The sequence below is a fragment of the Ruegeria sp. CG1 genome, from assembly GCF_056537265.1.
Genome location: NZ_JBQFRF010000002.1, coordinates 255,342 through 279,473, shown reverse-complemented (window position 1 = coordinate 279,473; position 24,132 = coordinate 255,342). Strand labels below are relative to the sequence as shown.

The 24,132-nt window shown below is 55.5% G+C and carries 21 protein-coding genes; 6 read left to right on the top strand and 15 right to left on the bottom strand.

Annotated elements, in window-relative coordinates; genetic code table 11:
• Positions 1-4 precede the first annotated feature (4 nt).
• From ACR0AU_RS07045 to ACR0AU_RS07020, 6 genes are all read right to left on the bottom strand, one after another.
• Positions 5-541: an ester cyclase gene (locus tag ACR0AU_RS07045; RefSeq protein ID WP_170732639.1), complete on the bottom strand. Its 537-nt coding sequence runs from the start codon at positions 539-541 to the stop codon at positions 5-7.
• Between the two features lie 132 nt (positions 542-673).
• A complete protein-coding gene (locus tag ACR0AU_RS07040) occupies positions 674-1,663 on the bottom strand; it encodes a nuclear transport factor 2 family protein (RefSeq protein ID WP_480795462.1) in 990 nt (329 codons plus the stop codon).
• Between the two features lie 178 nt (positions 1,664-1,841).
• Positions 1,842-2,723: a carbohydrate ABC transporter permease gene (locus ACR0AU_RS07035; protein ID WP_170394093.1), complete on the bottom strand. Its 882-nt coding sequence runs from the start codon at positions 2,721-2,723 to the stop codon at positions 1,842-1,844.
• Between the two features lies 1 nt (position 2,724).
• Positions 2,725-3,753 carry a carbohydrate ABC transporter permease gene (locus ACR0AU_RS07030; protein WP_170394095.1) on the bottom strand — a complete coding sequence of 343 codons (1,029 nt, stop codon included), beginning with the start codon at positions 3,751-3,753 and terminating at the stop codon, positions 2,725-2,727.
• Positions 3,754-3,815: 62 nt separating this feature from the next.
• Positions 3,816-5,042, bottom strand: coding sequence for an extracellular solute-binding protein (locus tag ACR0AU_RS07025; RefSeq protein WP_170509123.1), 1,227 nt, complete (start codon positions 5,040-5,042; stop codon positions 3,816-3,818).
• Between the two features lie 84 nt (positions 5,043-5,126).
• A complete protein-coding gene (locus tag ACR0AU_RS07020) occupies positions 5,127-6,176 on the bottom strand; it encodes an ABC transporter ATP-binding protein (RefSeq protein ID WP_170394099.1) in 1,050 nt (349 codons plus the stop codon).
• A gap of 157 nt (positions 6,177-6,333) precedes the next feature.
• On the opposite strand from ACR0AU_RS07020, the gene ACR0AU_RS07015 reads away from it, so the two are divergent.
• Complete coding sequence (locus tag ACR0AU_RS07015; RefSeq protein ID WP_480795609.1) at positions 6,334-7,332, top strand: ester cyclase; 999 nt, start codon at positions 6,334-6,336, stop codon at positions 7,330-7,332.
• Here ACR0AU_RS07015 and ACR0AU_RS07010 read toward each other — a convergent pair.
• On the bottom strand, positions 7,329-8,219 hold the full coding sequence (locus ACR0AU_RS07010; RefSeq protein WP_480795461.1) for an SMP-30/gluconolactonase/LRE family protein: 891 nt from the start codon (positions 8,217-8,219) through the stop codon (positions 7,329-7,331). The two genes, ACR0AU_RS07015 and ACR0AU_RS07010, sit on opposite strands and share 4 nt — an antisense overlap.
• Positions 8,220-8,419: 200 nt before the next feature.
• Between ACR0AU_RS07010 and ACR0AU_RS07005 the strand changes: the two genes are divergently transcribed.
• The gene (locus ACR0AU_RS07005) at positions 8,420-9,181 is read left to right on the top strand and encodes an aldolase/citrate lyase family protein (protein ID WP_170611464.1); all 762 of its coding nucleotides are present in this window, start codon (positions 8,420-8,422) and stop codon (positions 9,179-9,181) included.
• Between the two features lie 272 nt (positions 9,182-9,453).
• On the opposite strand, the gene ACR0AU_RS07000 is transcribed toward ACR0AU_RS07005, so the two are convergent.
• The 5 genes from ACR0AU_RS07000 to ACR0AU_RS06980 all read right to left on the bottom strand — a co-directional run bounded on the left by ACR0AU_RS07000 (position 9,454) and on the right by ACR0AU_RS06980 (position 17,407).
• Positions 9,454-12,246 carry a bifunctional aconitate hydratase 2/2-methylisocitrate dehydratase gene (locus tag ACR0AU_RS07000; RefSeq protein WP_480795460.1) on the bottom strand — a complete coding sequence of 931 codons (2,793 nt, stop codon included), beginning with the start codon at positions 12,244-12,246 and terminating at the stop codon, positions 9,454-9,456.
• Between the two features lie 291 nt (positions 12,247-12,537).
• Positions 12,538-13,026, bottom strand: a complete 489-nt coding sequence (locus ACR0AU_RS06995) for a sarcosine oxidase subunit gamma (protein WP_480771745.1) — start codon at positions 13,024-13,026, stop codon at positions 12,538-12,540.
• A gap of 1 nt (position 13,027) precedes the next feature.
• Positions 13,028-15,898, bottom strand: coding sequence for a 2Fe-2S iron-sulfur cluster-binding protein (locus ACR0AU_RS06990; RefSeq protein ID WP_480795459.1), 2,871 nt, complete (start codon positions 15,896-15,898; stop codon positions 13,028-13,030).
• The gene (locus ACR0AU_RS06985; RefSeq protein WP_170393857.1) at positions 15,885-16,142 is read right to left on the bottom strand and encodes a sarcosine oxidase subunit delta; all 258 of its coding nucleotides are present in this window, start codon (positions 16,140-16,142) and stop codon (positions 15,885-15,887) included. The genes ACR0AU_RS06990 and ACR0AU_RS06985 overlap by 14 nt, the downstream gene beginning before the upstream one ends.
• A gap of 14 nt (positions 16,143-16,156) precedes the next feature.
• Positions 16,157-17,407 carry an FAD-dependent oxidoreductase gene (locus ACR0AU_RS06980; protein ID WP_480795458.1) on the bottom strand — a complete coding sequence of 417 codons (1,251 nt, stop codon included), beginning with the start codon at positions 17,405-17,407 and terminating at the stop codon, positions 16,157-16,159.
• A 273-nt stretch (positions 17,408-17,680) separates the two neighbouring features.
• On the opposite strand from ACR0AU_RS06980, the gene ACR0AU_RS06975 reads away from it, so the two are divergent.
• Entirely contained in the window at positions 17,681-18,382 is a 702-nt protein-coding gene (locus ACR0AU_RS06975) for a phytanoyl-CoA dioxygenase family protein (RefSeq protein ID WP_480795457.1), read from the top strand.
• A 136-nt stretch (positions 18,383-18,518) separates the two neighbouring features.
• Here the strand turns inward: ACR0AU_RS06975 and ACR0AU_RS06970 are convergent, their stop codons facing one another.
• Entirely contained in the window at positions 18,519-19,568 is a 1,050-nt protein-coding gene (locus tag ACR0AU_RS06970) for an aromatic ring-hydroxylating dioxygenase subunit alpha (RefSeq protein WP_480795456.1), read from the bottom strand.
• A 96-nt stretch (positions 19,569-19,664) separates the two neighbouring features.
• Positions 19,665-20,594 (bottom strand): LysR substrate-binding domain-containing protein, encoded by a 930-nt coding sequence (locus ACR0AU_RS06965; RefSeq protein WP_170732632.1) that lies wholly within the window; start codon positions 20,592-20,594, stop codon positions 19,665-19,667.
• A 95-nt stretch (positions 20,595-20,689) separates the two neighbouring features.
• Here ACR0AU_RS06965 and ACR0AU_RS06960 point away from each other — a divergent pair, with 95 nt between their 5' ends.
• The 3 genes from ACR0AU_RS06960 to ACR0AU_RS06950 all read left to right on the top strand — a co-directional run bounded on the left by ACR0AU_RS06960 (position 20,690) and on the right by ACR0AU_RS06950 (position 23,195).
• On the top strand, positions 20,690-21,775 hold the full coding sequence (locus tag ACR0AU_RS06960; protein ID WP_480591021.1) for a hypothetical protein: 1,086 nt from the start codon (positions 20,690-20,692) through the stop codon (positions 21,773-21,775).
• 154 nt (positions 21,776-21,929) lie between these two features.
• The gene (locus ACR0AU_RS06955; RefSeq protein ID WP_480795455.1) at positions 21,930-22,874 is read left to right on the top strand and encodes a fatty acid desaturase family protein; all 945 of its coding nucleotides are present in this window, start codon (positions 21,930-21,932) and stop codon (positions 22,872-22,874) included.
• Between the two features lie 3 nt (positions 22,875-22,877).
• Positions 22,878-23,195, top strand: a complete 318-nt coding sequence (locus ACR0AU_RS06950) for a non-heme iron oxygenase ferredoxin subunit (RefSeq protein WP_170646826.1) — start codon at positions 22,878-22,880, stop codon at positions 23,193-23,195.
• A 7-nt stretch (positions 23,196-23,202) separates the two neighbouring features.
• Here the strand turns inward: ACR0AU_RS06950 and ACR0AU_RS06945 are convergent, their stop codons facing one another.
• On the bottom strand, positions 23,203-24,084 hold the full coding sequence (locus ACR0AU_RS06945; RefSeq protein ID WP_170732631.1) for an amino acid ABC transporter permease: 882 nt from the start codon (positions 24,082-24,084) through the stop codon (positions 23,203-23,205).
• Positions 24,085-24,132 lie beyond the last annotated feature (48 nt).

Genomic DNA, 24,132 nt, shown 5'->3' with positions numbered 1-24,132 from the left:
TGTCCTAATCCTTAGTTTCAGGCCGGGGCGGAGACTTCTCACCCCGGTCAAATGCTTCCCAGCCTTCGCCGTTAAACAGATCGACACCCAGCTGTGCCGCTACATGGGCGAAATCCACATTCACCCAATTGTCGACGATCTTGCCGTCGACCACTTTCCAGAAATCCATATATCGGATCTCGACCCGCTTTCCGGTGGGGGCGATCCCCAGGAACTCACCCGAATGGGTTGCTTCCTGTCGGCCAAACGCAGCCGCCCACTCGCCCATGTAAAGGCGCGCTTCGTCGATGCATGTCTTGTCCGAAAAAGCCGCCTGAAACGGGCGTTGCCAATTGTCCTGAAACTGTTTCAGGCCAGTTTTTGTGCCACAGCCCTGATTGCCCATCCAGCGGAAGCCTTCCGAGAAGAATTCGCCGATGTCATCGATACGGTGATCGTTCAGACCATCCACCATGTTTTCAATCACACGGCGGGTGTCTTCTGTTTTGTCGAGGTCCGTATCACGTGTCAGCACGGCCTGTTCCGGGCGGGAACCCTTCATCTTTCTCATCCTTGTATTGGTGCCAATAGAAATTCTGTCTTCATCGGGTAGCTCAATCAGCTGACAGAAAATCCCTCGGCATCCGGTTGAGCGCCGGGTGGCGGCCAACGGCGTTATGTCTTGCAGAGCTGCTCATGCGGCTTGCTCGGCGATGTCGGCAAAAAGGTCATATCCCAGCTGCAACAACACATGCGGGATGTCGACGAAAACCCAGTTTTCGACCAACAGATCGTCCTCTCGACGCCACCAGTCGCAGACCCGCATGAAGACGCGTTTTCCGCCTGCGGGCTGGTCGAGGAAGGGTTTCACCTGGACACCAGTCAAGGAAGGCCAGCCGCCCGAGCATACGTAATTGCCTTCGCCGAAGCGGGTGAAATGCGCAGTCATGCCATTTCCCGCACTGCCGCCGGACCAACCTTCGAAGGTGGCCTCGAAAGGCACCTGGAAGCTTGCAAAACTCTCGAGCCCGACGAAAGAACCGAAGGCGCCGGGGCCGTACCAGACCATGTTGTCATGCCAAAACGGGCGCCAGGCCTCGTTCTTGGTGGCAAGCTTGGCCAGCATTTCTGTGACCATACGATAGCTCTTGGCCCCCTCGACTGGGTCTTGCGGCGTGGTCAAGATGCCATCATGGCTTGCTGGACCCTGAATCATCCCGGTGAAGCCACGGGTCTTGCCCGGGCTATCGGTGATCGGCCATTGCCCTGCAGCCAGCATCAGTTCTGGGATATCGAAGAAGACATAGCTCTCCACCGCCTTGCCATCCTGCATGCGGTGGAACTCGCCGAAGCGCAGATAGGCAAGCTCACCTGTGGCGCGGATACCAAGCCAGTCGCGCGAGAACCGACCGACGAAATAGCCGGTGGCGCTGATCCAGCCCTGTCCATCAAATATACCGGCCATGACGATATCATCGCGCCGAAAAAGTCCGTCAAAGGAGGCTGCAAGCGATGCGATGACGTGATCGTGCAGCCCGAGGCCGCCCACGACCTCGTTGAAAGGATGCACCACGTTGACATGTGCGCTGGGGGCGAAGAACCCCTCATAGGCTGGCCGGAAATTGCCTGGATGGCGTTGCGCGGCGGTGAATTTCAGAAAGGGTTTACGGTCGGGGCGTTCCATTAACTTTGTCTCTATAGGATCTGTTCAAGGCGTCTGCGGAGAAACGTCCCGCAAGGCCCTGCGCGCATCAAAGCAAAGGGAATTCGCCCTGGTCGCCTTGCCCGGCACGCAGCCATGTTCAGGCTGGCTGCGTGCGCATGGGCAAATACGGACTGAGGATGCGTGCGTCCCATCAGCGTCAGCCTTTCACAGCCCCGGCGGTCAAACCGCCCACAATCTGACGCTGGAAGAACATCACCAAGATGAACAGCGGAACCGTCGCAGAAACCACGGCCGCAACAGCGAACATTACGTTGCCCTCGGTTTGCGTTGTACCAAGGAACGCGGCGATGGCTGGAACCATTGTGCGGTTGCTTTCTGACAACAGCATCGCCCCAACGGCAAAGTCGTTATAGGCCAGAAGAAACGAGAACAGCCCCGTGGTGATCACACCCGGCCACATCACCGGAATGATCACACGGCGGAAGGCCTGAAACTGGTTGCAGCCGTCGACCTTTGCGCTTTCGTCAAGCTCGCTGGGGATGTTCTTGAAGAAGGCGTGTAGCATCCACAGGGTGAACGGCTGGTTGATCGCGACAAGTACGATAATTGTCGTCGGCAGTATCCCCCAGATATTCCATTCAAAGAAGGGCAACAGATAACCCGAAACCAACGTGATCGGCGGCATTGCGCGGAAGATCAGCGCCGTGATCAAAAGCCAGAATGTGTAGTTATAGCTCGACCGCGAAAGCGCGTAGCCCCCCAGCGTTCCGATGGTCAGCGAGATGGCGACCACAAAGACGCAAACGATCCCCGTATTCAGAACATTCCGCCAAAATTCTTCCTGAATCCAAGCCCCTTCGTAACCGGTGGTGGTAAAGGGTGAGCCATAAACTGCCTCGGTCCGCGCGCCGGTTAGAGCGTTGGTCCAATCGGCGATCGAGAAGAAATCCAGCTCTACCTTGAACGACCCCCAAACCGTCCAGAGGAACGGGAAAGCGGCCAGGATGAACCAAAGGATCACAAAAAGCGACGAAGCAATCCGAAGGCTTTTGGGCATTCTTTGCGCACGGCTGGCCATGTTATCTAGCTCCTTTGAAGTCACGCCAGGTGCGGACAAGCACGGGCGACAACAGAATGGCGACCCCGATAATCGTGATCACAGACGTAGCGGCTGCAGAGGACAGTTGTCGCGTTTCACCGCCGAGGTCGTTGAAGATGAAAGTACTGAGCGATTGCGCATGGGCACCGGCGCTGAAGCCAATAATCGGTTCAAACACCTTGAAATTATCCATCAACTGGATCAGCGCAACAAACGTAACCAGTGGCATGAGATGGGGAACAACCACGAATTTGACCTGTTGCCAGCGGGTTGCCCCATCGATCTGGGCCGCCTCGATCTGATCTTTGGGCAAAGTTTGCAAACCGGCATAGAACACCACGAAGGCAAAGGGGGCCGAGCTCCAGACGCCATAAACCATCAGCGCCACCCACATCAGCCCGGTCGAAGCCTTTAGACTGAAATCCGGATCTCCGGCCAAGTTTACAAGGGCATTGCCGATGACGCCACGACTGTCAATCATCCAAAACAGAATGAGCGAGCCGATCAGCGGTGTCACAATCATGGGCAAGAGCGAGAAGAAGATCATCAAACCCTTGAGGTGCCGGTGCAGTGAGTTGACCGCCAGCGCAATCACCAGCCCCAGAATGATCGTGAGGGGTGTCACAATGAATGTGAAGGTCAGCGTAAAGGCCATGGCCCGATAGAAGGGCAAGTTTCCGACCTCTGAGAAAAGGTCACCCCACGTGTCACTCGCCGCCCAGATTTCGCCAACCTCCTGTATCGCCAAGTGGCCGCGATCAAAGTAGATATCCAGCCCGACAAATCTGCCCAATGGTTGTTCGGCACGAAGCGCTGCGGTGGCTTCCTGATCGATGGTGGTCTCGGTTGTGCACCCGACAAGCGGAGTACAATTTTCGACTTCCACGAGAACCGCCGGGTGTGGGGCATAAATGGATTGGATCACCACCGAGACGATGGGCATTGCAATGAATAGCAGCATTGCAAGTCCTGTGGGCAGGAAAAACCAAAGGAATGTCTTATGGCGCATGTCGCAATTCCCGTGTCGGCTTGGTTGGGCAGGTGCCCGATTTGGGCACCCGCAAGGGGCGTTTACTGTAGGAAGCCCTGTTCGATTGCTGCGGCGCGATAGGCGGCCTCGACATCGGCCAGCGCCTGTTCAGCGCTTTCCTTGCCTTGCATGAAATCGGCAAGTTCATTGCCGAGTGCACTGTGCATCAAACCCATGTAGGGCAGCATCGGATAAGGCGTCGTGCCCATTTTGGCAGCGTCAAATACACCCTGCGCGTCGTCCGCAGGTTCGTACCCTTCGATCAACCAGACTGCCAGCGGCGTGGTTTCATCGTTCAACATTTCGGGGCGGACGCCATGCGTCATCGCGACAAAAGTCGCCTCAGCCTCTTCATCCGAGATGTTCTTGCCGACGGTCCATCCGTCCCACCAAAGGGTCGAGGCCGGAGTCGTGCCGCCACCCACGGTCAGCGGCGCTGCAATGGCATGGCCATCGATTACTTCCTGCAAGACACCTTCGGTTGTGGTCTGCTGTGACGCCCGTGACCCCCACATATTCATGATCGCCACATTGCCCGCGCGGTATTCCGCGTTGGTGGCATTGGAATCATGGGTCAGAAAGTCGGGGTTCATATACTCGGACAAAGCCTTCATCATGTTCAGCGCTTTGACACCGGCCTCGGTATTGATGTTGGGCTCTGCGCTGCCGGGCTTGAAATGAGTACCTCCATAGCCAAGGAACATGTTGTTGAATTCCTGCGCCAGATTCCATCCCGCAGCATAAGCACCGCCAACCGGGTTTTGCATTATGCCCTGCGCGCGAATGGCTTCGGCCGCTTCGAGCAGTTCTTCATACGTGGTCGGCACTTCGACGCCTGCCTGTTCCAGAACGTCCTTGCGGTACATCAGGTGCTGAGCGTTGGCCATGAAGGCGATGGCCATGATGTCATCGCCGATCTTGATTAACTGTCCCGGCTGCAGGTTCTGACCATGTTTTTCGACCAGGTCATTGAGCGGTCGGATAACGTCTTCATTCATCAACGCCACAATCGAGCTGTTGGCGATGATGGCTGAGGTGTATTCCGACGGATTGCCCGACAGACCGGCCACGTTGATGGTTTGGTGTTCGGATGTCAGGTTGGATTCAACAGATGCGCCCGTGCATTCCTTTGCGGCGGCGGCCACAGCCTGAATGGCGGCAAACTCGTTGCCGACGATGTTGACCCGATCCGTGATCTCGCAGGCATAACCCGCGCTCGCAGCAAAGGCGGTCAGTGACCCGGCCAATGCGATTTTCTTTAGAAACATTTTGATTCCTCCCTAGGTGATTGGGTGCATCTTCGAAGCCTGCACCCGAGATTGTCCCGTCATTGCGGGATTGGTTTTCGTCTCTCAGATCTCAAGGCGCGCGCCGGTTTGCGCATCGAATAGGTGGCAGTGATCGGTATGGATATGAATCGACACCTGATCGTCGATTTCTGCACGATAGGTTTTGTCGGCCTTGACCGAGACCAGCGCTCCGCCGATCCGAACCGAGACCATGGTGCTGTCGCCCAGCAATTCCTGCGTATAGATGGGCGCGTTAATCTCGCCCCCGCTTTCTACGACATTGGCGTCCTCGGCGCGGAAACCCAAAGTTATTGGGCCATCCGGAGCATTCAGACCATGCACTTCGGTATTCTGCGCGCGGAACACACCGCCCTGAACATCGCCATCAACCAGGTTCATCGCCGGGTTGCCGATAAAGCTGGCGACAAACGTGTTCGCAGGCTCGTCGTAGATCGCCGTCGGAGAGCCAACCTGCTGGACAACACCCTGCTTCATGATCACCACGCGATCGGCCAGTGTCATCGCCTCGATCTGGTCATGTGTCACATAAATCGTAGTCACCGCCAGTTCATGGCTAAGGTTCTTGATCTGCGCGCGAGTCGAAACGCGCAGTTTTGCGTCAAGGTTGGACAACGGCTCATCCATCAGGAACACGTTGGGCTCGCGTACAATCGCACGCGCCAGAGCCACCCGTTGACGTTGCCCACCTGACAGCTCTGCCGGCTTACGATGCAGAAAGTCGTCCAACTCTACCATCGCCGACGCACGGCGCACTTTTTCGTCATGGGTGGAAGCGTCGATGCCACGTACCCTCAGCGGGAAACGAATGTTCTCGTAGACATTCATGTTCGGATACAAAGCGTAAGACTGGAACACCATCGCGACGTCGCGGTCTTTTGGCTCCATATCGTTGACGCGGGTACCGTCGATCAGAATATCACCCTCGCTTGCGTCTTCCAAACCTGCGATCATGCGCATCGTCGTGGTCTTGCCACAACCCGACGGGCCGAGAAGCACCAGAAATTCCTTGTCGGATATTGTCAGGTCGAAATTGTCCACTCCAACAAACGAACCCCAACGTTTTCCAACATTGCGCAGTTGAATCTCGGCCATACTGTCCTCCCAGTTGCACCTGAGTGCATACGTTTGCAAAAGCATAGACATCCAAAGGAACATCTGGCAAGTATTTTTTGCAAGCGAATGCAAAAGCGCCCGCAATCTTGCTAAAGACTGACGCTTCCCTCCGGGCAAAGCATTGAAAGTAAAAGATATGTCTTACGAAGCCGAGAAAGAAATTGTCCTGAACTTCTACAAAGCTCTGAGCGATGCAGAGGAATCAGCCCACTCTGATGTGATCGCTGAGTACTGCGCCGAGGACCTCCTGTGGCGCGGCTTTCACCCGTTCAACGAACTGCGTGGCGCTAGCAACGTGGCGCAAAAATTCTGGCAGCCGCTGAATCACAGCCTAACTAACTTGCAGCGTCGGATGGACGTGTTCATGGCTGGTCAAAATGAAATCGACGGGTACAATTCAGTCTGGGTTGTTTCGATGGGCCATCTCATGGGGCTGTTCGACAAGGACTGGCTGGGCATTGCGCCAACCGGAAAAATGGCCTTGCTGCGCTATTGCGAGTTCAACAGGATTGAGCACGGTAAGATTGTCGAAACCGCGATGTATTTCGACATCCCGCATTTCATGATTCAGGCCGGGTTGCAGCCCTTCCCGCCGCAGACCGCCGCACAACTTGTCCAGCCCGGGCCCATGACCCATGACGGCCTGATGTTCACGCCTCAACCCGCCGAAGACGGCCAAAAGACATTGGCCGCTATCAACGCGATGATCTCCGATCTTGGGCGGTGGGACAGCGGGCTCAGCCTTGAAGATGAGTTGCGCCGCACATGGTGCGAAGACATGATCTGGTGGGGGCCATCCGGTATCGGTGCGACCTACACAATCGAACGTTACGCCAATCAACACGCTGGCCCGTTCCGTGCTGGGTTTGCCGACCGGTCAAATACCAACCATATCTGCCGCATGGCCGAGGGCCACTATGGCGGCTTTTTTGGCTGGCCGAACTTTACCGCCCGACCAACCGGCGGATTCATGGGGATGCCTGCCACTGACAAAGCCGGTGAGTTCCGGGTGATAGACATTTATCGTCGCAAAGGTGATAAACTGGCCGAGAATTGGATTTTCATCGATCTGCTTCATTTCTGGAAGCAACAGGGTGTCGATATTCTGGACCGCATGACCCACGGTGGTTCTTAGATCATAGGCAGGCCGATCATTTTGGTCGGAATACGGTAAACGGACGTGCTGGCAGTGATGTACAGCATGCTGAACTCGGCTCCACCAAAGCAGAAGTTGGTAGATTTCTGCGGCGTCAGAATGACACCAAGGCAGTGCGCTTGGGCATCAAACAGATGTACACCGCCGGGACCATTGCACAAAATCTGGCCGTCGCGGGTGCACTTCATACCGTCCGGTACCCCTGCCCCATCGCCAACAACATAGGCCCAGATTACCCCACCGGTCAGTGAGCCATCAGCGGCGACATCAAAGACGCGGATATGGCCACCCCAACTGTCATTGACAAACAGCCTTGTTTCGTCAGCTGACAAACACAACCCGTTGGGTTGCTGAAAATCATCCGCGACAAGGTGTAACGTGCCGTCGGGATCCAGCCGGAACACGCCTTGCACCGGCAGTTCCTGCTCTCTCAGAATGCCAAGATCCTCTCGGATACGACCAAAACTGGGATCAGTGAACCAAATCCGACCGTGCGAGTCGCAGATAACATCGTTGGGGCTGTTGAGTTCTTTGCCATCAAAATGCGTGGCGATCGAAGTAACCCGCTTGCCGCCGTGATCATGGCGTACCAAATGCGAACTGGCGTGCTCGCAAGAGATCACTTCCCCGCTTTTGTCGAAGCAATTTCCGTTTGCTTGGTTGGATGGGGTGCGAAAAACGCGAACTCCCTCACCCTCGCTCCACTTGTATTGATGGCTCTCCTGAATGTCCGAAAATACCAGCCAATGCTCTTCGGGGTGCCATATTGGCCCTTCGGTAAACCCCAGACCGCTAGCGATTTCTTCCAGTTGAGCGTCAGGGTGCACCAGATCTGTGAAGCATTTGGAACGGATATCGAATACCATGTGAACACCTTTTCAGAGTTGCGCCTGCCAACACTACCGGCAAGCCTCGACAAGAACAGCGTTTCGGGTGAAAACGCAATAACGACTGTTCGATAGTCTGGCCCTGCCAACTTCAATGCTCTACGCTATGGCCGATGTTTCCAAACCGCTTGGCTGCCAATTGCCATGTGCCGCCCAAACAAAACCGTCAGGACTTTCCCATGAATTTCAAACAACGCATGCTTTCTGGCGAGCCTCTCGTCGGAACGTTTCTCAAGACACCAGCCCATGAACTGGTCGAGATAATTGCCAAGTCAAAACTGGACTTCTTGTGCCTGGATGCGGAACACGCACCCTTTGACCGGGGTCGGTTGGATGTTTGCCTCGCCGTCGCCCGGGCTCTGGGGTTGCCGACGTTGGTGCGGGTGCCGACTGGGTCGGCGGACGAGATTCTCAAGGCGCTCGACAGTGGCGCGACAGGTATTGTTGTGCCGCATGTTGACAGCGCCGAAAAGGCCCGTCGCATTGCGCGCGAGGGTCGTTTTGGCCATGGTGGTCGCGGCTATGCCGGATCAACCCGGTGGGCAGGGTTTGCGACTCGGTCCATGGCTGATGTCCTCAAGCAAAGCGAAGAAGAGACAATTATCATTGCCCAAATCGAAGAACCAGAAGGCGTCGCAGAAGTCGATGATATCGCCGCGACCGAGGGCATCGACGGGATTTTTGTAGGGCCTGCGGATCTTGCGGTGTGCTACGGCGTGACTGATCAGTCCGACCCACAGGTTCTTGATGCAATGCGACGCTCGGGCGATGCAGCCAAAGCACATGGAAAGACGCTGATGACCTTTGCAGCAAGCGCAGAAGCCGGACTCAAGCTACGCGACTATGGGGTGACCATGATCTTCGTCGCTTCGGAACACGCCTTCATGCTTCGCGCTGCAAACGCGGAAGCGGAGAACTTCCATGGCACCGCGAGGACGTGAAACGCACAGGGCTTTTTAGTGGAAAGGGCCTTGGGGTCGAAATATCCGCGGGCTGGTAAATGCTGCGACGACAGTACTTTCTTTGCTAGAAATGCGATGCGCGATCGCGGGTTTTTCGCATTGTTTAGTCTTAGATTTCCAGCGTGGCACTCTACCTAAGGGGGCCAAAATCTCATACCGCAAAACCAGTATTGCTAGGCTTATTGATTCAGAGTGGATCCTGTTAAACAGCATAAGGCCGGTGCGCCTTAGCGGCGACCGGCTTTCTCCAATCAGAAATGTGCCGAATTGGAATTTGCGGGCTTGGCGACCGGAGGTGCAAAGCGGGTCAGGTCGATCCCTTCGACAGCGGCCTTGTATTCCTCGATTTTCGGAGTTCGCCCGAGGATGGCAGACAGTACAACTACCGGTGTGGAAGCCAGAAGGGATTCACCTTTCTTATCTTCCGAGTCCTCGACAACACGCCCTTGGAACAAGCGGGTAGATGTCGCCAGAACAGTATCACCTTTCTCAGCCTTTTCCTGATTGCCCATGCAAAGGTTGCAGCCCGGACGCTCAAGATACAGCGTGTTTTCGTATTCGGTTCGCGCTGATGTCTTGGGGAAAAGATCGTCGAATTCGAAACCGGAATATTCCTGAAGAATGCTCCACTCACCTTCTTCCTTTAACTCATCAACGATGTTGTAGGTTGGCGCCGCGACGACCAGAGGGGCCTTGAATTCAATCTTGCCCTCCTTCTTCTCAAGGTTCTTAAGCATCTGCGATACGATGATCAGATCACCCTTGTGGACCATGCAAGACCCGACAAATCCCAGATCCACTTTCTTTTCCCCTTTGTAGTAGGAAACAGGCCGGATCGTATCGTGCGTATAACGCTTGGAGACATCCGCGTTGTTCACATCAGGGTCGGCGATCATGGGCTCGTTGATCTCGTCCAGATCAACGACCAGCTCGGCAAAATACTCGGCATTTTCATCCGGCCTCAGTGCTGGAACTGCGCCGGATCTGATCTCGGCTATACGTGAGTCGGCTTTGTCGATCAGGCCTTTCAGGGTCCGTGCCTCATTCTCCATTCCCTTGTCGATCATGATCTGAATCCGACCTTTGGCGATTTCCAGTGACTCGATCAGGGTCTCGTCTTCGGAAATACAGATCGAAGCCTTCGCCTTCATCTCGGCCGTCCAGTCGGTGAAGGTGAAAGCCTGATCCGCCAGAAGGGTACCGATATGAACTTCGATAATACGCCCCTGGAACACGTTATCGCCGAACGCCTTCAGCATCTGCGCCTGTGTCGCGTGGACCACGTCGCGGAAATCCATGTGGTCGGCCATTTTGCCTTTGAACGTCACCTTCACGGATTCCGGAATGGGCATGGTTGCTTCGCCCGTGGCCAGTGCCAAGGCAACGGTGCCCGAATCCGCCCCGAAAGCTACACCTTTGGACATGCGTGTATGCGAGTCGCCCCCAATGATGATGGCGCGATCATCCACGGTGATATCGTTCAGAACCTTGTGGATCACGTCGGTCATCGAGTGATATTCACCCTTGGGATCGCGCCCTGTGATCAGGCCGAAATTGTTCATAAACGCCATCAGTTTTGGGATGTTGGCTTGCGCCTTCTTGTCCCAGACCGAGGCGGTGTGGCAACCGGACTGATACGCCCCATCGACGGTTGGAGAAATCACGGTCGCCGCCATCGCCTCAAGCTCTTGCGAGGTCATCAGGCCAGTGGTGTCCTGCGATCCTACGATGTTGACCTTGACCCGTACGTCCGACCCGGCGTGCAAGACCGTGCCTTCCGCTACTCCCAAAGCGTTGCGGTTAAAGATCCTTTCAACCGCGGTCAGGCCCTGCCCATCTCGGCTGATCTCTTTCGACGGCGCAAATGCAGACTTCAGCTCGACTCCCAGTGTCTGTGCTGCAAATGTTTGCAACTTCTTGCCGAACACTATGGCGTAGGATCCGCCGGCCTTCATGAACTCCTGCTTTTGCGGAGTGAAGGACGAGGCAATATCAACAAGCTCATTGGCGCCATCGGCGTCATAAAGCTTTTTGTCTTTCGTATTGATCGTGAGCACTGTCCCGGTTTCGACCGAGTACTTTTGCTCCAGGATAGGGCTGTCGTCATTGTTGAGGATCGGATTCCCCTCGGAATCGACTTTTTTGACCCAGTTTTTCAGATCGATACCAATCCCGCCCGTCACACCAACGGTGGTCAGAAAGATCGGAGAGATACCGTTCGTGCCGGCCACGATCGGGGCAATGTTTACGAATGGCACATATGGGCTGGCCTGCTTGCCTGTCCAAAGCGCAACGTTGTTGACACCCGACATCCGGGACGAGCCAACGCCCATTGTCCCTTTCTCAGCAATCAGCATCACGCGTTTATCTGGGTGCTGGCGCTGTAATTCTTGAATCTCATCTTGCGCTTGCTGCGAGATTAAGCACTTGCCATGCAGCTCCCGATCCGAGCGCGAGTGTGCCTGGTTGCCCGGCGAAAGCAAGTCAGTCGAAATATCGCCCTCGGCAGCGATATATGTGACAACTTTGATCTCTTCCTCGATATCGGGCAGCTTGGTAAAGAACTCGGCCCGCGCATAGCTTTCAAGAATGTCGCGTGCGACCGGATTTCCGGCAGAAAACGCCTCCTTCAAACGATCCGTATCAGCCTCATACAGGAAGACCTGTGTTTTCAGCACTTCGGCAGCCTGCCTTGCGATCTCGGGATCACCACCCAATGCCAGATCAAGAAGAACCTCAACCGAAGGACCGCCTTTCATGTGCGACAGCAGTTCAAAGGCAAAGGGTACTGAAATTTCGTCAACCAGCGCTTCGCCCTGAATGATCTCTTTCAAAAAACGTGCCTTCTCGCCAGCGGCGCTGGTCGTGCCGGGCAGCGTATTATAGATGAAATAGTTTAGAGAATCCGCACGATGCGCATGATCGACGTCCTTGATCTGCCTAACAAGCTCTTTGACAAGCGCGCCGTCATCAATCGGTTTCGGATGCAGACCCTGCGCTTTGCGGGCTTCAATTTCGTCGAGGTAGTTGGTGTAAAGGCTCATGGCTCTTTCCGGTATATGTGGCGCGATTAGCAGGGGCTCAAAGACGTTATGAACGCCCGAGGATCCTAATTGTATGCGGCGGTATACTAAATGATCGGAACTTGCAAGCCTTGCACCTGTGGCGCGATGTCCCGTCTAAAAGCAACACTTCACAAAGGATTTTGTGCCAGCCAATGATTTTCGATAAGTCCGCTATGTCCTTATCTGAACCCTGTTCCCGGACGATATGCATATAGACCGCCGAGATAATGAATTGCCATAAGGCGTAAACCGCCCCTGCTTCGAATTGCGTCAGGCAGTTGCTCGGGTCAGATAATCCTGAACCATGTCGCCAAAACTCTGTTCTACCGCAAACTCAAAACCAGCCTCGCAGCGCATCACAAGTGCTTTTAGGCCAAACAACTCGGAATAGGTTACTGCGTCTTCATCAAAAGCAGTGACATGCAGATCAAGCGGGCAGGCAATAGCCATCACTTCAGCGGCTTGGGGTCCGGCGACACTAAAGAAGGTAAGGGTGTCCGATATCCGCACTATACTGATGTCCGCAGGGCAATCCGTTGGTTTGAGCTGTGCTTCCAGTGCCTCTTCCAGTTCCAGCGAAGCACGTACAATCCAGTGATTGCGTCCAATGTGATATACCTCAAACGCTTCCTGCATCGCCCTCGTGTTGGGGCGGCTTGGCAGAGAAAATTCGGCCCAATTTTGAACGACCTCGGGATCCCCTTTGAGGTCAAACAGCGCATTCAGGGTTTGGCGTTCGATCTTGACGTCGTAGCTCATCTCAGGACCTCAGGCGCTGACCCTCGGGGTCATGGAATACAGGCTTTGTGATGGTCACCGGGATCACCTCGTCTTTCAGCCGAACATGCGCGGTTTGCCCGTGTCGCTCCTGCCCGTTCTTCAGCAACGCCAGGCCAACCCAGCGATTGTTGACGACGCTCCAGACGCAGGCGGTAACCAATCCTTCGGTCGCTTCTTTGCGACCTTCGGGGGTCAGTGGCGCGCCTTCGGGCACTTGCTTGTCAGGGTCTTCGGGCAAGATGCCGACCAATTCCCGGCGTTCCCCTACCGCTTCACGGCGCAAGTGGACCGAGCGCTTGCCTAGGTAGTCGGGCTTTTTCTTCGACATTGCCCAGCCCATGCCCAAGTCATAGGCGTCCACGGTACCGTCGACCTCGTGCCCCAGCGAAAGAAAGCCTTTTTCCACACGCAAGACATGGCTGGATTCCGATCCTACAGGCAGGATACCAAAGGGTGCACCAGCCTCCATCACCTTGTCCCACAAGGCGGCCATGTGGCGTGGGGCAACATTGACCTCATAGGATAGCTCACCGGTGAAACTGACGCGCACAACCCGCGCAGGGAACCCCGCAACCGTACCGTCCCGGAACGACATGAAGGGGAATGCCTCGGGCGACAGATCGATATCCGTACACAGCGCGTGCATGACATCGCGCGCGCGGGGACCACAAATGGTGGCGTTGTTCCACTGGCTTGTCACAGTTGTGATCATGACTTGCCAGTCAGGAAACTCGGTCTGAAGCAGCTTTTCCATGTGCTGGTTGATGGCGTCCGCGTGACCTGTTGAGGTCGAGACCATCCAGCGGTGCTGATCCAGCCGAAAGGCCACCCCGTCATCTATGATCAGACCGTCATCCGACAACATAAGACCATAGCGACCATCGCCGGGCTTCAGGCTGGACATGATGTTCGAATACAGAAAATCCAGAAAGCGCGGAACATCGCGCCCTTTAAGCTCGAACGTGCCGAGCGGCGAACCGTCGTATACGCCAACGCCTTCACGCACCGCGCGGCATTCCCGGTTCACCGCCTCTTGCAGGCCCTCACCGGGTTTGGGAAAAAACCCCGGACGGCGCCATCGGGCACCAGCCTCATACATCACTGCGCCATAATCCTTGTTCCATTGGGTCACCGGCGTGTGCCGGTAGGGGAACAACACCGAGTCCTCACGCAGCCCCCCAATCGCACCGATTGAGACCGGCGTGTAGGGAGAGCGGAATGTCGTCGTGCCAACATCTTGCAATGGAACGCCCTTTTGCAAAGCAACGGTGCCAATAATGTTGATATTGCCCGTCTTGCCCTGATCTACGCCCATCCCGCCAGTGGTGTAGCGTTTGACATGTTCCACGTTGTCATATCCTTCACGCAGCGCCAGATGCACATCGCTGACCGCAACATCGTTCTGAATATCCAGGAATGCCTTTCCGCGTTGCCCTGGCACATCTACGCGCCATAGCGGTTCAATCGAATAAGGCAGCTCTGAACCGTCATCGATGATCCGATCCAGTGTGAGATCCCCCGCCGCCGCGCCGACGGCCCGACAGGATTGAATCGGTTGATCGGGCAAAAACGCAGCGAGTTCTTCATCAAACCGAAGTGTGCTGCGGGACTGAGACCACAGGTGCACCGTCGGATTCCAACCGCCGGAATGAGCCAGCAAGTCGCAGTCGATCCAGGTGCCTGCGCCCCCGGACTTGGGAACGGCCTTGACAGCACGGATGCTTTTGTACCCTCGGATATCGGCGGCTACTGTTCCGGCATGGACGGTTATCCCCGACACCAGATCAAGAGATTCCCTTGGAACCGTGTCGCGGCTATCGAGGATCGCGTTAACCGTTACCTCAGCTGCGACCAGATCGGCGGCCACTGCGTAAGCGCTGTTGTTGTTGGTGAACAGAACCACACTCTGACCGGGTGTCACGCCCCAACGATTAACATAGGCCTGCACGGATGAGGCCAACATGACGCCCGGCCTGTCATTATTGGCAAACACCATCGACCGTTCCGTGGCCCCGGTGGCAATCACCACCTCAGCAACACGGACCCGCCAGTTGCGTTCTAGAATGCTGGCCTGTTCCGGCTCGCGTTCATTGACGATCACTAGGTTGTGTTCGCGATAGGCCCATACGGTCGCGTTCTGAAGATGGGTGACGTTTGCCATTTGGCTTAGTTCTTGAACCGCTTCGCCCACCCAATCCATCGCCGGACGCCCGCCAATGGTCAGGGTGCGGTTCACGAGGCTGCCGCCCGCTTCGGTTCCCTCGTCTGCGAGGAAGACACGCTTGCCCGCCCGACCAGCCTCAAGTGCAGCTTGCAGGCCAGCGGGACCTGCACCTGCAATCAAGACATCTGCATGCGCGTAGCGCGCTTCGAAATGCCCCGATGACGGCGGGTGCGCAGGCGCTGCGGCCAGCCCCGCTGCCTTGCGAATAGACGGTTCAAACAGATGCCAGTTAGGCCATTTGAAAGTTTTGTAGTAGAAGCCCGCAGGAATGAAACGGCTCAGCAGTTGATTGATCCCACCCAGATCAAACTCGGGTGAAGGCCAACAATTGACCGAGCGTGCGTTCAGCCCTTCGCGCAATGGAACCGTGGTCGCTGGACGGTTGCCCGAGGCGTCCTCGCCTTCCAGCTCCACAAGGGTTCCCGGCTCTTCAGGCCCGTGTCCGACAATGCCGCGTGGGCGGTGGTACTTGAAACTACGGGCTGTTACTCGCACCCCGTTTGCCAGCAAGGCCGAGGCCAGAGTGTCCCCTTCGAACCCTTCGTAAGTTTTCCCATTGAACTGGAACGTCAGAGGGCGGCTTCGATCAACACGACCACCCACCGCGCGGCGATTAATCTGAGCCATCGGGCACCTCCACAATGTCATGTGTCACGGTATCCCGCCAGATTGTCAGCCACTCGCCGCAGCCCCGTGCGTGCCACCACCGCTCTTGCACAGGCCCCATCGGGTTGGGCGTTATGGTCAGGTATTCGACCCAATCAGCATCGCTGACGGCGTTGGTATCGGGTCGAGCAGCTCCGACCGGGCCGCCATAGACGAACTCGCTTTCATTGCGCTTGCCACAGAATGGGCAGGGGATGAGCATCATGATCCTGTCCCTTCCTATCTCGCCGTTGTGGTGCCGGCTTCCATCACAAACTCTAGATGGCGGAAGCGGTCCAAAGTGAACGAGGCCATCAGCGGATGCGGCTCGCCTTTGGCGACCAGATGCGCAAGCGTCAGTCCGCCCGCAGGAATGGCTTTGTATCCGCCCCACCAGCCAGCGGTCACGAACAGCCCCGGTACCTCAGTCTGATCCATGATGGGCGAGGCATCATGGGCAATATCAAGATGCCCACCCCATTGGCGCATTAGTTTGAGTTTCTTGAAGCTCGGGAAAAGCGACAGCATCGCGGTCACAGTGTCTTCGAACACATGTTGCTTGATGTCGCGACGAAAGCTTTGCCCCATATCAGGAGCGCCGCCGATCACCATCTCGCCCTTGTTAGACTGGCTGAAATAGAACCCACTGTCCGGGCAATTTACGATGACATCCACCAAGGGCTTCACAGGCTCGGACACAAAGGCCGTCAGGTTCATCGTGCGCAATGGCAGCTTGAGCCCCGCTGTCTCGGTCAATGTCGTGGTATGGCCCGACACCGCCACCACAACCTTTTTCGCCCGCACGGTGCCGCGATTGGTCTCGACACCTTCGATGCGCCCATCAGCGCCACGGATCAATGCTTGCACGGCGGTCTGTTGGTGCATCTCCACCCCTATTGCATCCGCCGCGCGGGCATAGCCCCAGGCCACCGCATCATGACGGTTTACACCCGCATCTGTGTGGACCATTCCGCAGATGATCGGCAGGCGCGCATCTGGCCCACCGCCTGTCAGAGCAGGTATGCGTTTGCGCAATTCGTCTGTCGTGATCTGTTCATATGTCGAGCCATGAATGTCCATGACCAATTGCCGACGCCGCAACTCTCGCAGTTTGGGCCAGGTCTGCACCACATCCACCATGGTGCGCTTGGAATGCATCATGTTGAAGTTCAGCTCATGCGTGAGCCCTTCGTACATTTCAACAGATTTGACGTAGAACGGGATCGACTCGTCCCGCATATAGTTGGATCGGATCGTCACCGTATTGCGCGCGATGTTGCCCCCGCCCAACCAGCCGCGCTCCAACACAGCCACGTCGGTTATGCCAAACTCTTTGGCCAGATAATAAGCGGTGGCCAGCCCGTGACCCCCTGCCCCGATCACCACCACCTCGTACCGGTCTTTGAGCGGCGGGCTCCGCCAGGCTCGGGACCAGTTCTTATGACCAGAAATCGCGTTACGGGCGAGTGAAAATGCCGAATATTTTTGCATAACAAGCACAATATTTATCAGAAAAAATATATCTTCAATAAATATATTTACCATTACGCAAAAGCTGCTTGGGCAATCAAAGGTCGGGGGCTACCATGGCGCATGACCTTCAAAATTGAACAGTTTCATCGGAATCTTGCTGGCAAATGGTCGGCCCGATCCCGCTGGCCCTGCTTCATCATAAACTGCCGCAGTTCACCCTCTCTCTGACTCCATGCAGACCGTGGCGCTTTGCGCCTGAATTCAAACCCGCCGGGAAATGAGGCGGAAGCTATGGATGGAAGAACTATGATTAACACAGCGGATACAGATACTGTTCAGCAAGCGTATGCGCGCGACGGCGTCGTTTTATTGAGAAACCTCCTCAGGGACGATTGGTTAAACAAGTTGCGTGATGCCGTGGACGAAGAGGTTAAAAAGGGTGACCGGTATTTTGCCTATAAAAATATGCGTGAAAAACCGAGTGTCTTTCAGGACTATTGTCTGAACTCAGATATTGGAAAGCGAGTGGCCGAGGTGGCGGGCAGCCCCTGGACATCGTTGATCTATGACCAAATTTTCGTGAAAGAACCTGGCACACGCACCCAGACCGGCTGGCATACAGATCAGCCCTATTGGCCTGTGGCCGGTCCCATCATGACAATGTGGATCGCACTTGATCCTGTCGACCCAGACAATGGAGCGCTGGAATTTGTCCGTGGCTCGCACGCTTGGGGCGCAAAATACCGGCCTTTCAAAACTGACCAGCTTGGCAAGTTTCTTCACTATCTGGAAGAGGATAACCCGGACTATATCGACATGCCCGATTTCGAGGCGGATCGCACTAAATATGACATATTCCACCATGAACAGATGGAACCTGGCGATGCACTGGCCTTCGATGGAATGACTGTGCATTCGGCGATGGGCAACCGAACCTCGACCCGTCGCAGGCGTGGATATGCGGTACGTTTTGCCGTTGAAGGTGCCACCTAGGAACCGCGCGATAGCGTCACTGAATGGCTGCATGATGACGACCTGAAACCGGGTGCTCCCTTTGCCGGTGGGCGCTTCCCTGTCATCTATAGCAATACCTAAGATAAGGGGCCGGGAACTGGCCTCTGTTCAGGTTTCAGGCTTGCCGAATTGCACCCTCTGGCACAGCGGCCTCGGCCTCGATCGCTCGGTCGAGCACGCGTCGGTATGTTTTTGCCCCGGCATCCAAACCCAGATCAATATGCGGTGTCTGAGCATTTTTCATGCCCTTGTGCACTTTTTCCAGCACATCTTTGTCTTCAAGAAACGCCATCCGGGCACCGTCATTCATGAACTTTGAAACCTCGGCATTGTCCGGATCAGAGTTGCGATGCTGGAACCAGAAATACCTGGTCTGATCCTCGTTGATTGGCGTCATGAAGTTGTAAGAGATGTTGATGAATGTCTCATCGACAGGATCTTTGTCATATCCACCCGTGCCAACCGGAGTATAGATGGACTTATTCAGCCCGATTGCGGGCATGCACATTTCGTAATGCTGCAAGCGGTCGCAATCGCCGTCGAACGAGACCAGTTTGGCATAGTAAGGCGATGGTGGTTTGTTTTCGATCCAGCGCGAGACAATCACGCCGCGATCTGTCTTTTTGACGTCCAGAGGCTCTTCATCCGTTCCCGCGCCGGCGAATGACGAGACATGTACCCAGGCCACGTGGCTGGGATCAAGCAGGTTGTCGCAAACCCAAAGATAATGGCAATCGATATCCATCACCCCGCCATCGGTTAGGCCCCAGCTCGTGTCTTCAAAGTTTTCGATTGGGAAAATCAGGCCCGGATCAGCCAGTTCAGGATCGCCCATCCAGATCCAGAGCAGGCGATAGCGGTCGACAACTGGATAAGACTTCACCACCGCGCGCCGAGGCGTCATCCCCCGCTGCGTTGGGCTGTCCGTACATTTGCCCGAACAATCGAATGTCAGCCCGTGGTAGCCGCATTCGACCAGATCCCCTTTCAGATTGCCATCGGATAGCGGGAGCTTGCGATGCGGGCAGGCATTCTCAAGCGCAACGGGCGTCCCATCCTGCTGACGATAGAGCACAATGTTCTCACCCAGATATGTCTCAGCTTTCAGTTCGCGCCCGATATCCTTGCTCCAGGCGGCAACATACCAGCAATTTCTGAGGTACATGGTTTGCTCTCCAATTTGATCAGTTGGCTTAGCGCCATTATGGCAGCGTCAGTGCAATACACCATTCTGGAATTGTAATGATACATATAAGGCAAGCTAATTCGGCAGCATAACCGACGGGGGCAGATCGGGCTGCGAAGCAACTTCGGCCTTGATCCAGTTCAGGAACTCGCTGACTTTTTGGCTGTCTTTGCTATCAGGGCGCCGGACGAGCCAATAGGAAAGTGGCGATTGAGTCAGTTGCTGAAACGGTCGCACCAGACGGCCATCGCACAAGGCATCAATCACCAGCGGTTCGCGCCCAAGCGCCACCCCCAGCCCCTCAATCGCTGCCTGTATGACCATGTTTGATTGGCCCAATCGGCGCGTGCGCACTCCAGACGGCAATGTCAGATTGGATTGCCGCGCCCAGAACTCCCATGTTGGGCTGGACGTACCATGGTGCAGATTTTCATCTACGAGCAGTGTGTGCTGTGACAAATCTTCAATGCGCTTCAGTTCTGGCAACAGCGCGGGCGCGCAGACGGGAAACAGCCTTTCCGGCATAAGCAAATCCACTTCAAACCCGGGATATTCACCAAGACCATATCGAATGCCGATATCGGAATCTGCGCCGGAAAACGGATAGTATCCCGTATCAGTCGCGATCGAAATAGACAGGTCCGGGTGGGCCAAATCAAAGTGCAGAAGCCTTGGAAACAGCCAGTTGAATGCAAACCCCGGCAAGCATGAAATCACGATGGTCCGGTCCGCACGCGTTCGATCGCGAAGTTGCGCACACACATCTGAAATGCGGCCCAGCCCATCCGAGATTGCCTGCGCCAATTGCTCACCTTCGCGGGTAGGTCGCGATTGCCGCGCACCGCGCACCAGCAAATCCCGCCCAAGCCATTCCTCGAGCGATCTGACGTGCTGGCTGACGGCACTTTGGCTGACCCCCAGTTCCTCGGCGGCGGGTGAAAAGCCGGAATGGCGTACAACTGCCTCAAAGGCTCGCAGCGCGGAGTATGGCAGATTCAAGATCATATTAGTCATCCTAATGTCAGCCATTATCACTTTCAAATGGATTGCCGGCGGCCTTAGGCCGTAAGTTGATAATGTCAAGTAATCAGGAGATGTCGATGTCCGACATGACGCCAGAGCGGGGCGCTTACAATCTGCTGGTCAATTGCGCCCGCGCGGCGGCGGGTGAAAGGCTGCTGATTGCCTATGAACCTGCAGAGTTTGGATATTTCGACGCCGACAGCGTGAATGTTGTCAGTCAGGCGGCCCGTCAACTTGGGCTGGGGGTCGACACGATTGATGTGGGCTTCAATCCGGACAATCCGCAATTATCGCCCGATCTGCTTGCCCGGTTCGAAGCGGCAGACATCATTCTATTTCTGGCCCGTCTTGGGGATCAGTTGCGGTTCTCGGACATGCCGCAGGGTAAGAAAGTCATCGTTAGCTTCGCTTTAACCAAAGAAATGCTGGGATCTGGTTTCTCCAACGGCCACCACGATGCGTTCATGGAGCTTAAGGCCGATATCAACGCGGTCTTGGACGCGGCCAGCGAGGTGCGGATCACTTGCCCGTTGGGCACTGATGTAAGCGGTCGGCCGGTGATGAACCTGCAACCCTCGGGCGACACCTCGATCCTGCGCTTTCCGATGTCAGTCTTTACCCCGGTTCCTGCCCACAGTTTCTCGGGCCGTGTGGCGATCAGTTTTCTGACGGGAACGGGGTCGAAGTATTACGATGACTACACCATCGAATTCGACCGCCCCGTCTTTGCGATGATGGAGAATGGGCGGCTGCAGCGTTTTGACGGCGATCCCGCCAATGCCGCACGGGCCGAGGCGCATTATGATCGGGTAGCCAATCAGTTGGGAATTGATCGCAATTTCGTGCACTCTTGGCACGCAGGTATCCATCCGGGCTGCGGCTACCCCTGGGATATGCGCGAAAACTATGAACGCTGGGGCGGCTCCGCTTTCGGAAATCCACGCATCCTGCATTTCCACACCTGCGGGGCGTACGCCCCCGGTGAAATCAGCTGGAACATTATTGATCCTTCCATCGAAATCGATGGCGTAACTTATTGGGACCGAGGTACATTCCATGCCGAACGGTTGCCTTGCGGTCAATCAATCCTGGATCGGCACCCCTGCGCGGCCGCCCTGTTCGCCCATCCCGATCCGGATATCGGTCTGCGTGCAGTTGGCTGATCAATAGCGGCTTGATCGAATCACAAGCTGTGGAAATACTCTTTGATAATAGGGTCTGTTCGAGTTGGCCCTATGGTGCGGAGCACTCCCGTCTCCGGTGCCGGAATATGCGCAGAGGGCAAGACCCCCGCTCCGGCAAAATCATGGAAATCACATGTCAAAAGCTATCGTCACGCCGCTGACTCAGGCTCTGGCCGAAGGAAAACTGACACGCGAAGAGCTTAAAGGATTCATGCAACGCTCGAACGGGCCCGGATTGCGCCATTTGGCGCTTTGGTTTCTGGTTCTGGCCTGCACGACAACGCTGATCACTCTAGCCTGGAACAGCTGGCTGATCTGGCCCGCGATGTTCCTGCAAGGCACCGTTCTGGTGCACCATTTCTCACTGCAACATGAATGTGTGCACTATACTGTGTTTCGCACCCGTTGGCTGAATGATCTGGTTGGCCAGATTTGCGGGCTGATCATTATCTTGCCGCATCGGTTCTTTCGGTATGAGCATTGCGATCACCATACCTATACCCAACTGACTGGCGAAGACCCCGAACTGATCCCGCTACCCAAAACGCTTGGCGAGTATCTTCTGTATCTGTCCGCCTGGCCCTACTGGCGCGCCAAGTTTACCGAGCTGTTTCGCCATGCATTTGGCAAACTCAGTGCGGCAGAACTGCGCTTTATTCCCAAGGAAGAACACCAATCGGTCTATTGGGACGCGCGTCGTATGCTTGCCATCTACGCGGTTGTCTTTGTTGCTATGGCGATCACCGGGTGGTGGGGCCTGATCTGGTACTGGATCATACCATTGTTTCTGGGCGAGCCCGTGATGCGATTTGTGCGCATGACCGAACATGTTGGGCGGCCAACCGTGGCTCAGATGTCAGAGAATACACGCACCAATCTGGTGTCAAAACCGATGTCCTTTCTGTGCTGGAATATGAACTATCATGCTGAACATCATTATGTCGCCTCGGTCCCATTCCACGCCCTGCCCCGGCTGCATGAGAAGCTGAAGGATCATATCTTTGTCGAAAAGGGCGGATATCTTGCCGCGCATCGCGACATTCTGCGCCAGATCATGCAGCGCAAAGCGAGGACCTGAGCGATGCAGGCAGACAAACCATGGCGCGATCTGATCGAGGCATCTAAACTGGAAAAAAACTGGGTCACGCGGGTCGCAGTCGGGCGACGATTGATTGCGGTATATGACACACCCAGCGGTGTCTACGCCTCACTGGCATTGTGCAATCACGGTGGCGCAGATCTCTGCGATGGTTATTTTGACGGCCATGTCATCGAATGCCCCTTGCATCAGGGCGCGTTCGACGTTCGGGAAGGCAAGCCTGTTTCTGCACCTGCGACCCGAGCCATGCGCGTATTCGAAACGCGCATAATAGACGGGATGGTTCAGGTCCGTATGTGACCAGAACCTAGCGCTTATCTGATCGTTTTTCGAGCCGCGCGAAAATACGGCTAAGACCGAAACAAACAACGAAGTAGAATGCCGCCGTTGTGATCCATGCCTCGAAGATCATTCGAGACGAGGCGACTAGTTCGACGGTCTTGTAGGTCAGTTCCTGAACCGAGATCAGCGACAGGATTGAGCTGTCCTTGATCAATGAGATGAACTGGTTCGCTAACGGTGGCACAACCTTTTTCATCGCCTGCGGGAGAACGACATAGCGCAATTCCTGTATGCGGCTCATACCGATCGAGCGTGCAGCTTCGCGCTGACCTTTCGGGATCGACTGGATACCTGCTCGGACAATTTCGCCGACAAATGCGCTTTCAAACAGCGCCAGAACGATGACACCTGAGACAAGCGACGGAAAGCGCCGCATCTCACCAAAGAAAAATGTCCAGATCTGGTTGTCTTCCTGCCGCGCAATTCCACGCGCCCAGCGTTCAAGGTTTAGTGCGTCGATCAGTTGCTGCGAAAGGAAGAAAAAGAAAATAAAGACAACAACAACCGGTGGCACATTACGCAGAAATTCAAGATAAGTGCGTGCCAGCATGCGTATGGTCAGGTTGGCAGAACAGCGCGCGATCCCCAGAATTGTACCCAGAATGAGCGCCAAAATGCCGGAATAGATGCTGATACGAACCGTCGCCACCAAGCCTTGCAGCAATAGATTGGCAAAATACTCTTCTCGCCCAGTATGCCAGCCGACGATGTAGCTGGGGATCAATTCCCACCGCCACTTATAGTTCAGCGTACCTTCGATCGACAGCCAGATATATCCGAAGAAGGTGATCAATACCGCTACGATCAGATAATCTGGCCATCTGAGTTTTCTAAGAAATTCAGGCACCTGGGCGCTCCGCTTCAGGCCCGAGGGCGGCTGATCCGCCCCCGGCTA

What these genes read in the sequence shown, in the direction of transcription:
- ACR0AU_RS07035 (WP_170394093.1), bottom strand. Translation starts at nt 2,723, where the DNA reads ATGGCCAGCCGTGCGCAAAGAATGCCCAAAAGCCTTCGGATTGCTTCG.
- ACR0AU_RS07025 (WP_170509123.1), bottom strand. Translation starts at nt 5,042, where the DNA reads ATGTTTCTAAAGAAAATCGCATTGGCCGGGTCACTGACCGCCTTTGCT.
- ACR0AU_RS07020 (WP_170394099.1), bottom strand. Translation starts at nt 6,176, where the DNA reads ATGGCCGAGATTCAACTGCGCAATGTTGGAAAACGTTGGGGTTCGTTT.
- ACR0AU_RS06965 (WP_170732632.1), bottom strand. Translation starts at nt 20,594, where the DNA reads ATGATCTTGAATCTGCCATACTCCGCGCTGCGAGCCTTTGAGGCAGTT.
- ACR0AU_RS06995 (WP_480771745.1), bottom strand. Translation starts at nt 13,026, where the DNA reads ATGAGCTACGACGTCAAGATCGAACGCCAAACCCTGAATGCGCTGTTT.
- ACR0AU_RS07015 (WP_480795609.1), top strand. Translation starts at nt 6,334, where the DNA reads ATGTCTTACGAAGCCGAGAAAGAAATTGTCCTGAACTTCTACAAAGCT.
- ACR0AU_RS06980 (WP_480795458.1), bottom strand. Translation starts at nt 17,407, where the DNA reads ATGCAAAAATATTCGGCATTTTCACTCGCCCGTAACGCGATTTCTGGT.
- ACR0AU_RS06955 (WP_480795455.1), top strand. Translation starts at nt 21,930, where the DNA reads ATGTCAAAAGCTATCGTCACGCCGCTGACTCAGGCTCTGGCCGAAGGA.
- ACR0AU_RS06950 (WP_170646826.1), top strand. Translation starts at nt 22,878, where the DNA reads ATGCAGGCAGACAAACCATGGCGCGATCTGATCGAGGCATCTAAACTG.
- ACR0AU_RS06975 (WP_480795457.1), top strand. Translation starts at nt 17,681, where the DNA reads ATGGATGGAAGAACTATGATTAACACAGCGGATACAGATACTGTTCAG.
- ACR0AU_RS07005 (WP_170611464.1), top strand. Translation starts at nt 8,420, where the DNA reads ATGAATTTCAAACAACGCATGCTTTCTGGCGAGCCTCTCGTCGGAACG.
- ACR0AU_RS07045 (WP_170732639.1), bottom strand. Translation starts at nt 541, where the DNA reads ATGAAGGGTTCCCGCCCGGAACAGGCCGTGCTGACACGTGATACGGAC.
- ACR0AU_RS07000 (WP_480795460.1), bottom strand. Translation starts at nt 12,246, where the DNA reads ATGAGCCTTTACACCAACTACCTCGACGAAATTGAAGCCCGCAAAGCG.
- ACR0AU_RS07040 (WP_480795462.1), bottom strand. Translation starts at nt 1,663, where the DNA reads ATGGAACGCCCCGACCGTAAACCCTTTCTGAAATTCACCGCCGCGCAA.
- ACR0AU_RS07030 (WP_170394095.1), bottom strand. Translation starts at nt 3,753, where the DNA reads ATGCGCCATAAGACATTCCTTTGGTTTTTCCTGCCCACAGGACTTGCA.
- ACR0AU_RS06960 (WP_480591021.1), top strand. Translation starts at nt 20,690, where the DNA reads ATGTCCGACATGACGCCAGAGCGGGGCGCTTACAATCTGCTGGTCAAT.
- ACR0AU_RS06970 (WP_480795456.1), bottom strand. Translation starts at nt 19,568, where the DNA reads ATGTACCTCAGAAATTGCTGGTATGTTGCCGCCTGGAGCAAGGATATC.
- ACR0AU_RS07010 (WP_480795461.1), bottom strand. Translation starts at nt 8,219, where the DNA reads ATGGTATTCGATATCCGTTCCAAATGCTTCACAGATCTGGTGCACCCT.
- ACR0AU_RS06990 (WP_480795459.1), bottom strand. Translation starts at nt 15,898, where the DNA reads ATGGCTCAGATTAATCGCCGCGCGGTGGGTGGTCGTGTTGATCGAAGC.
- ACR0AU_RS06985 (WP_170393857.1), bottom strand. Translation starts at nt 16,142, where the DNA reads ATGATGCTCATCCCCTGCCCATTCTGTGGCAAGCGCAATGAAAGCGAG.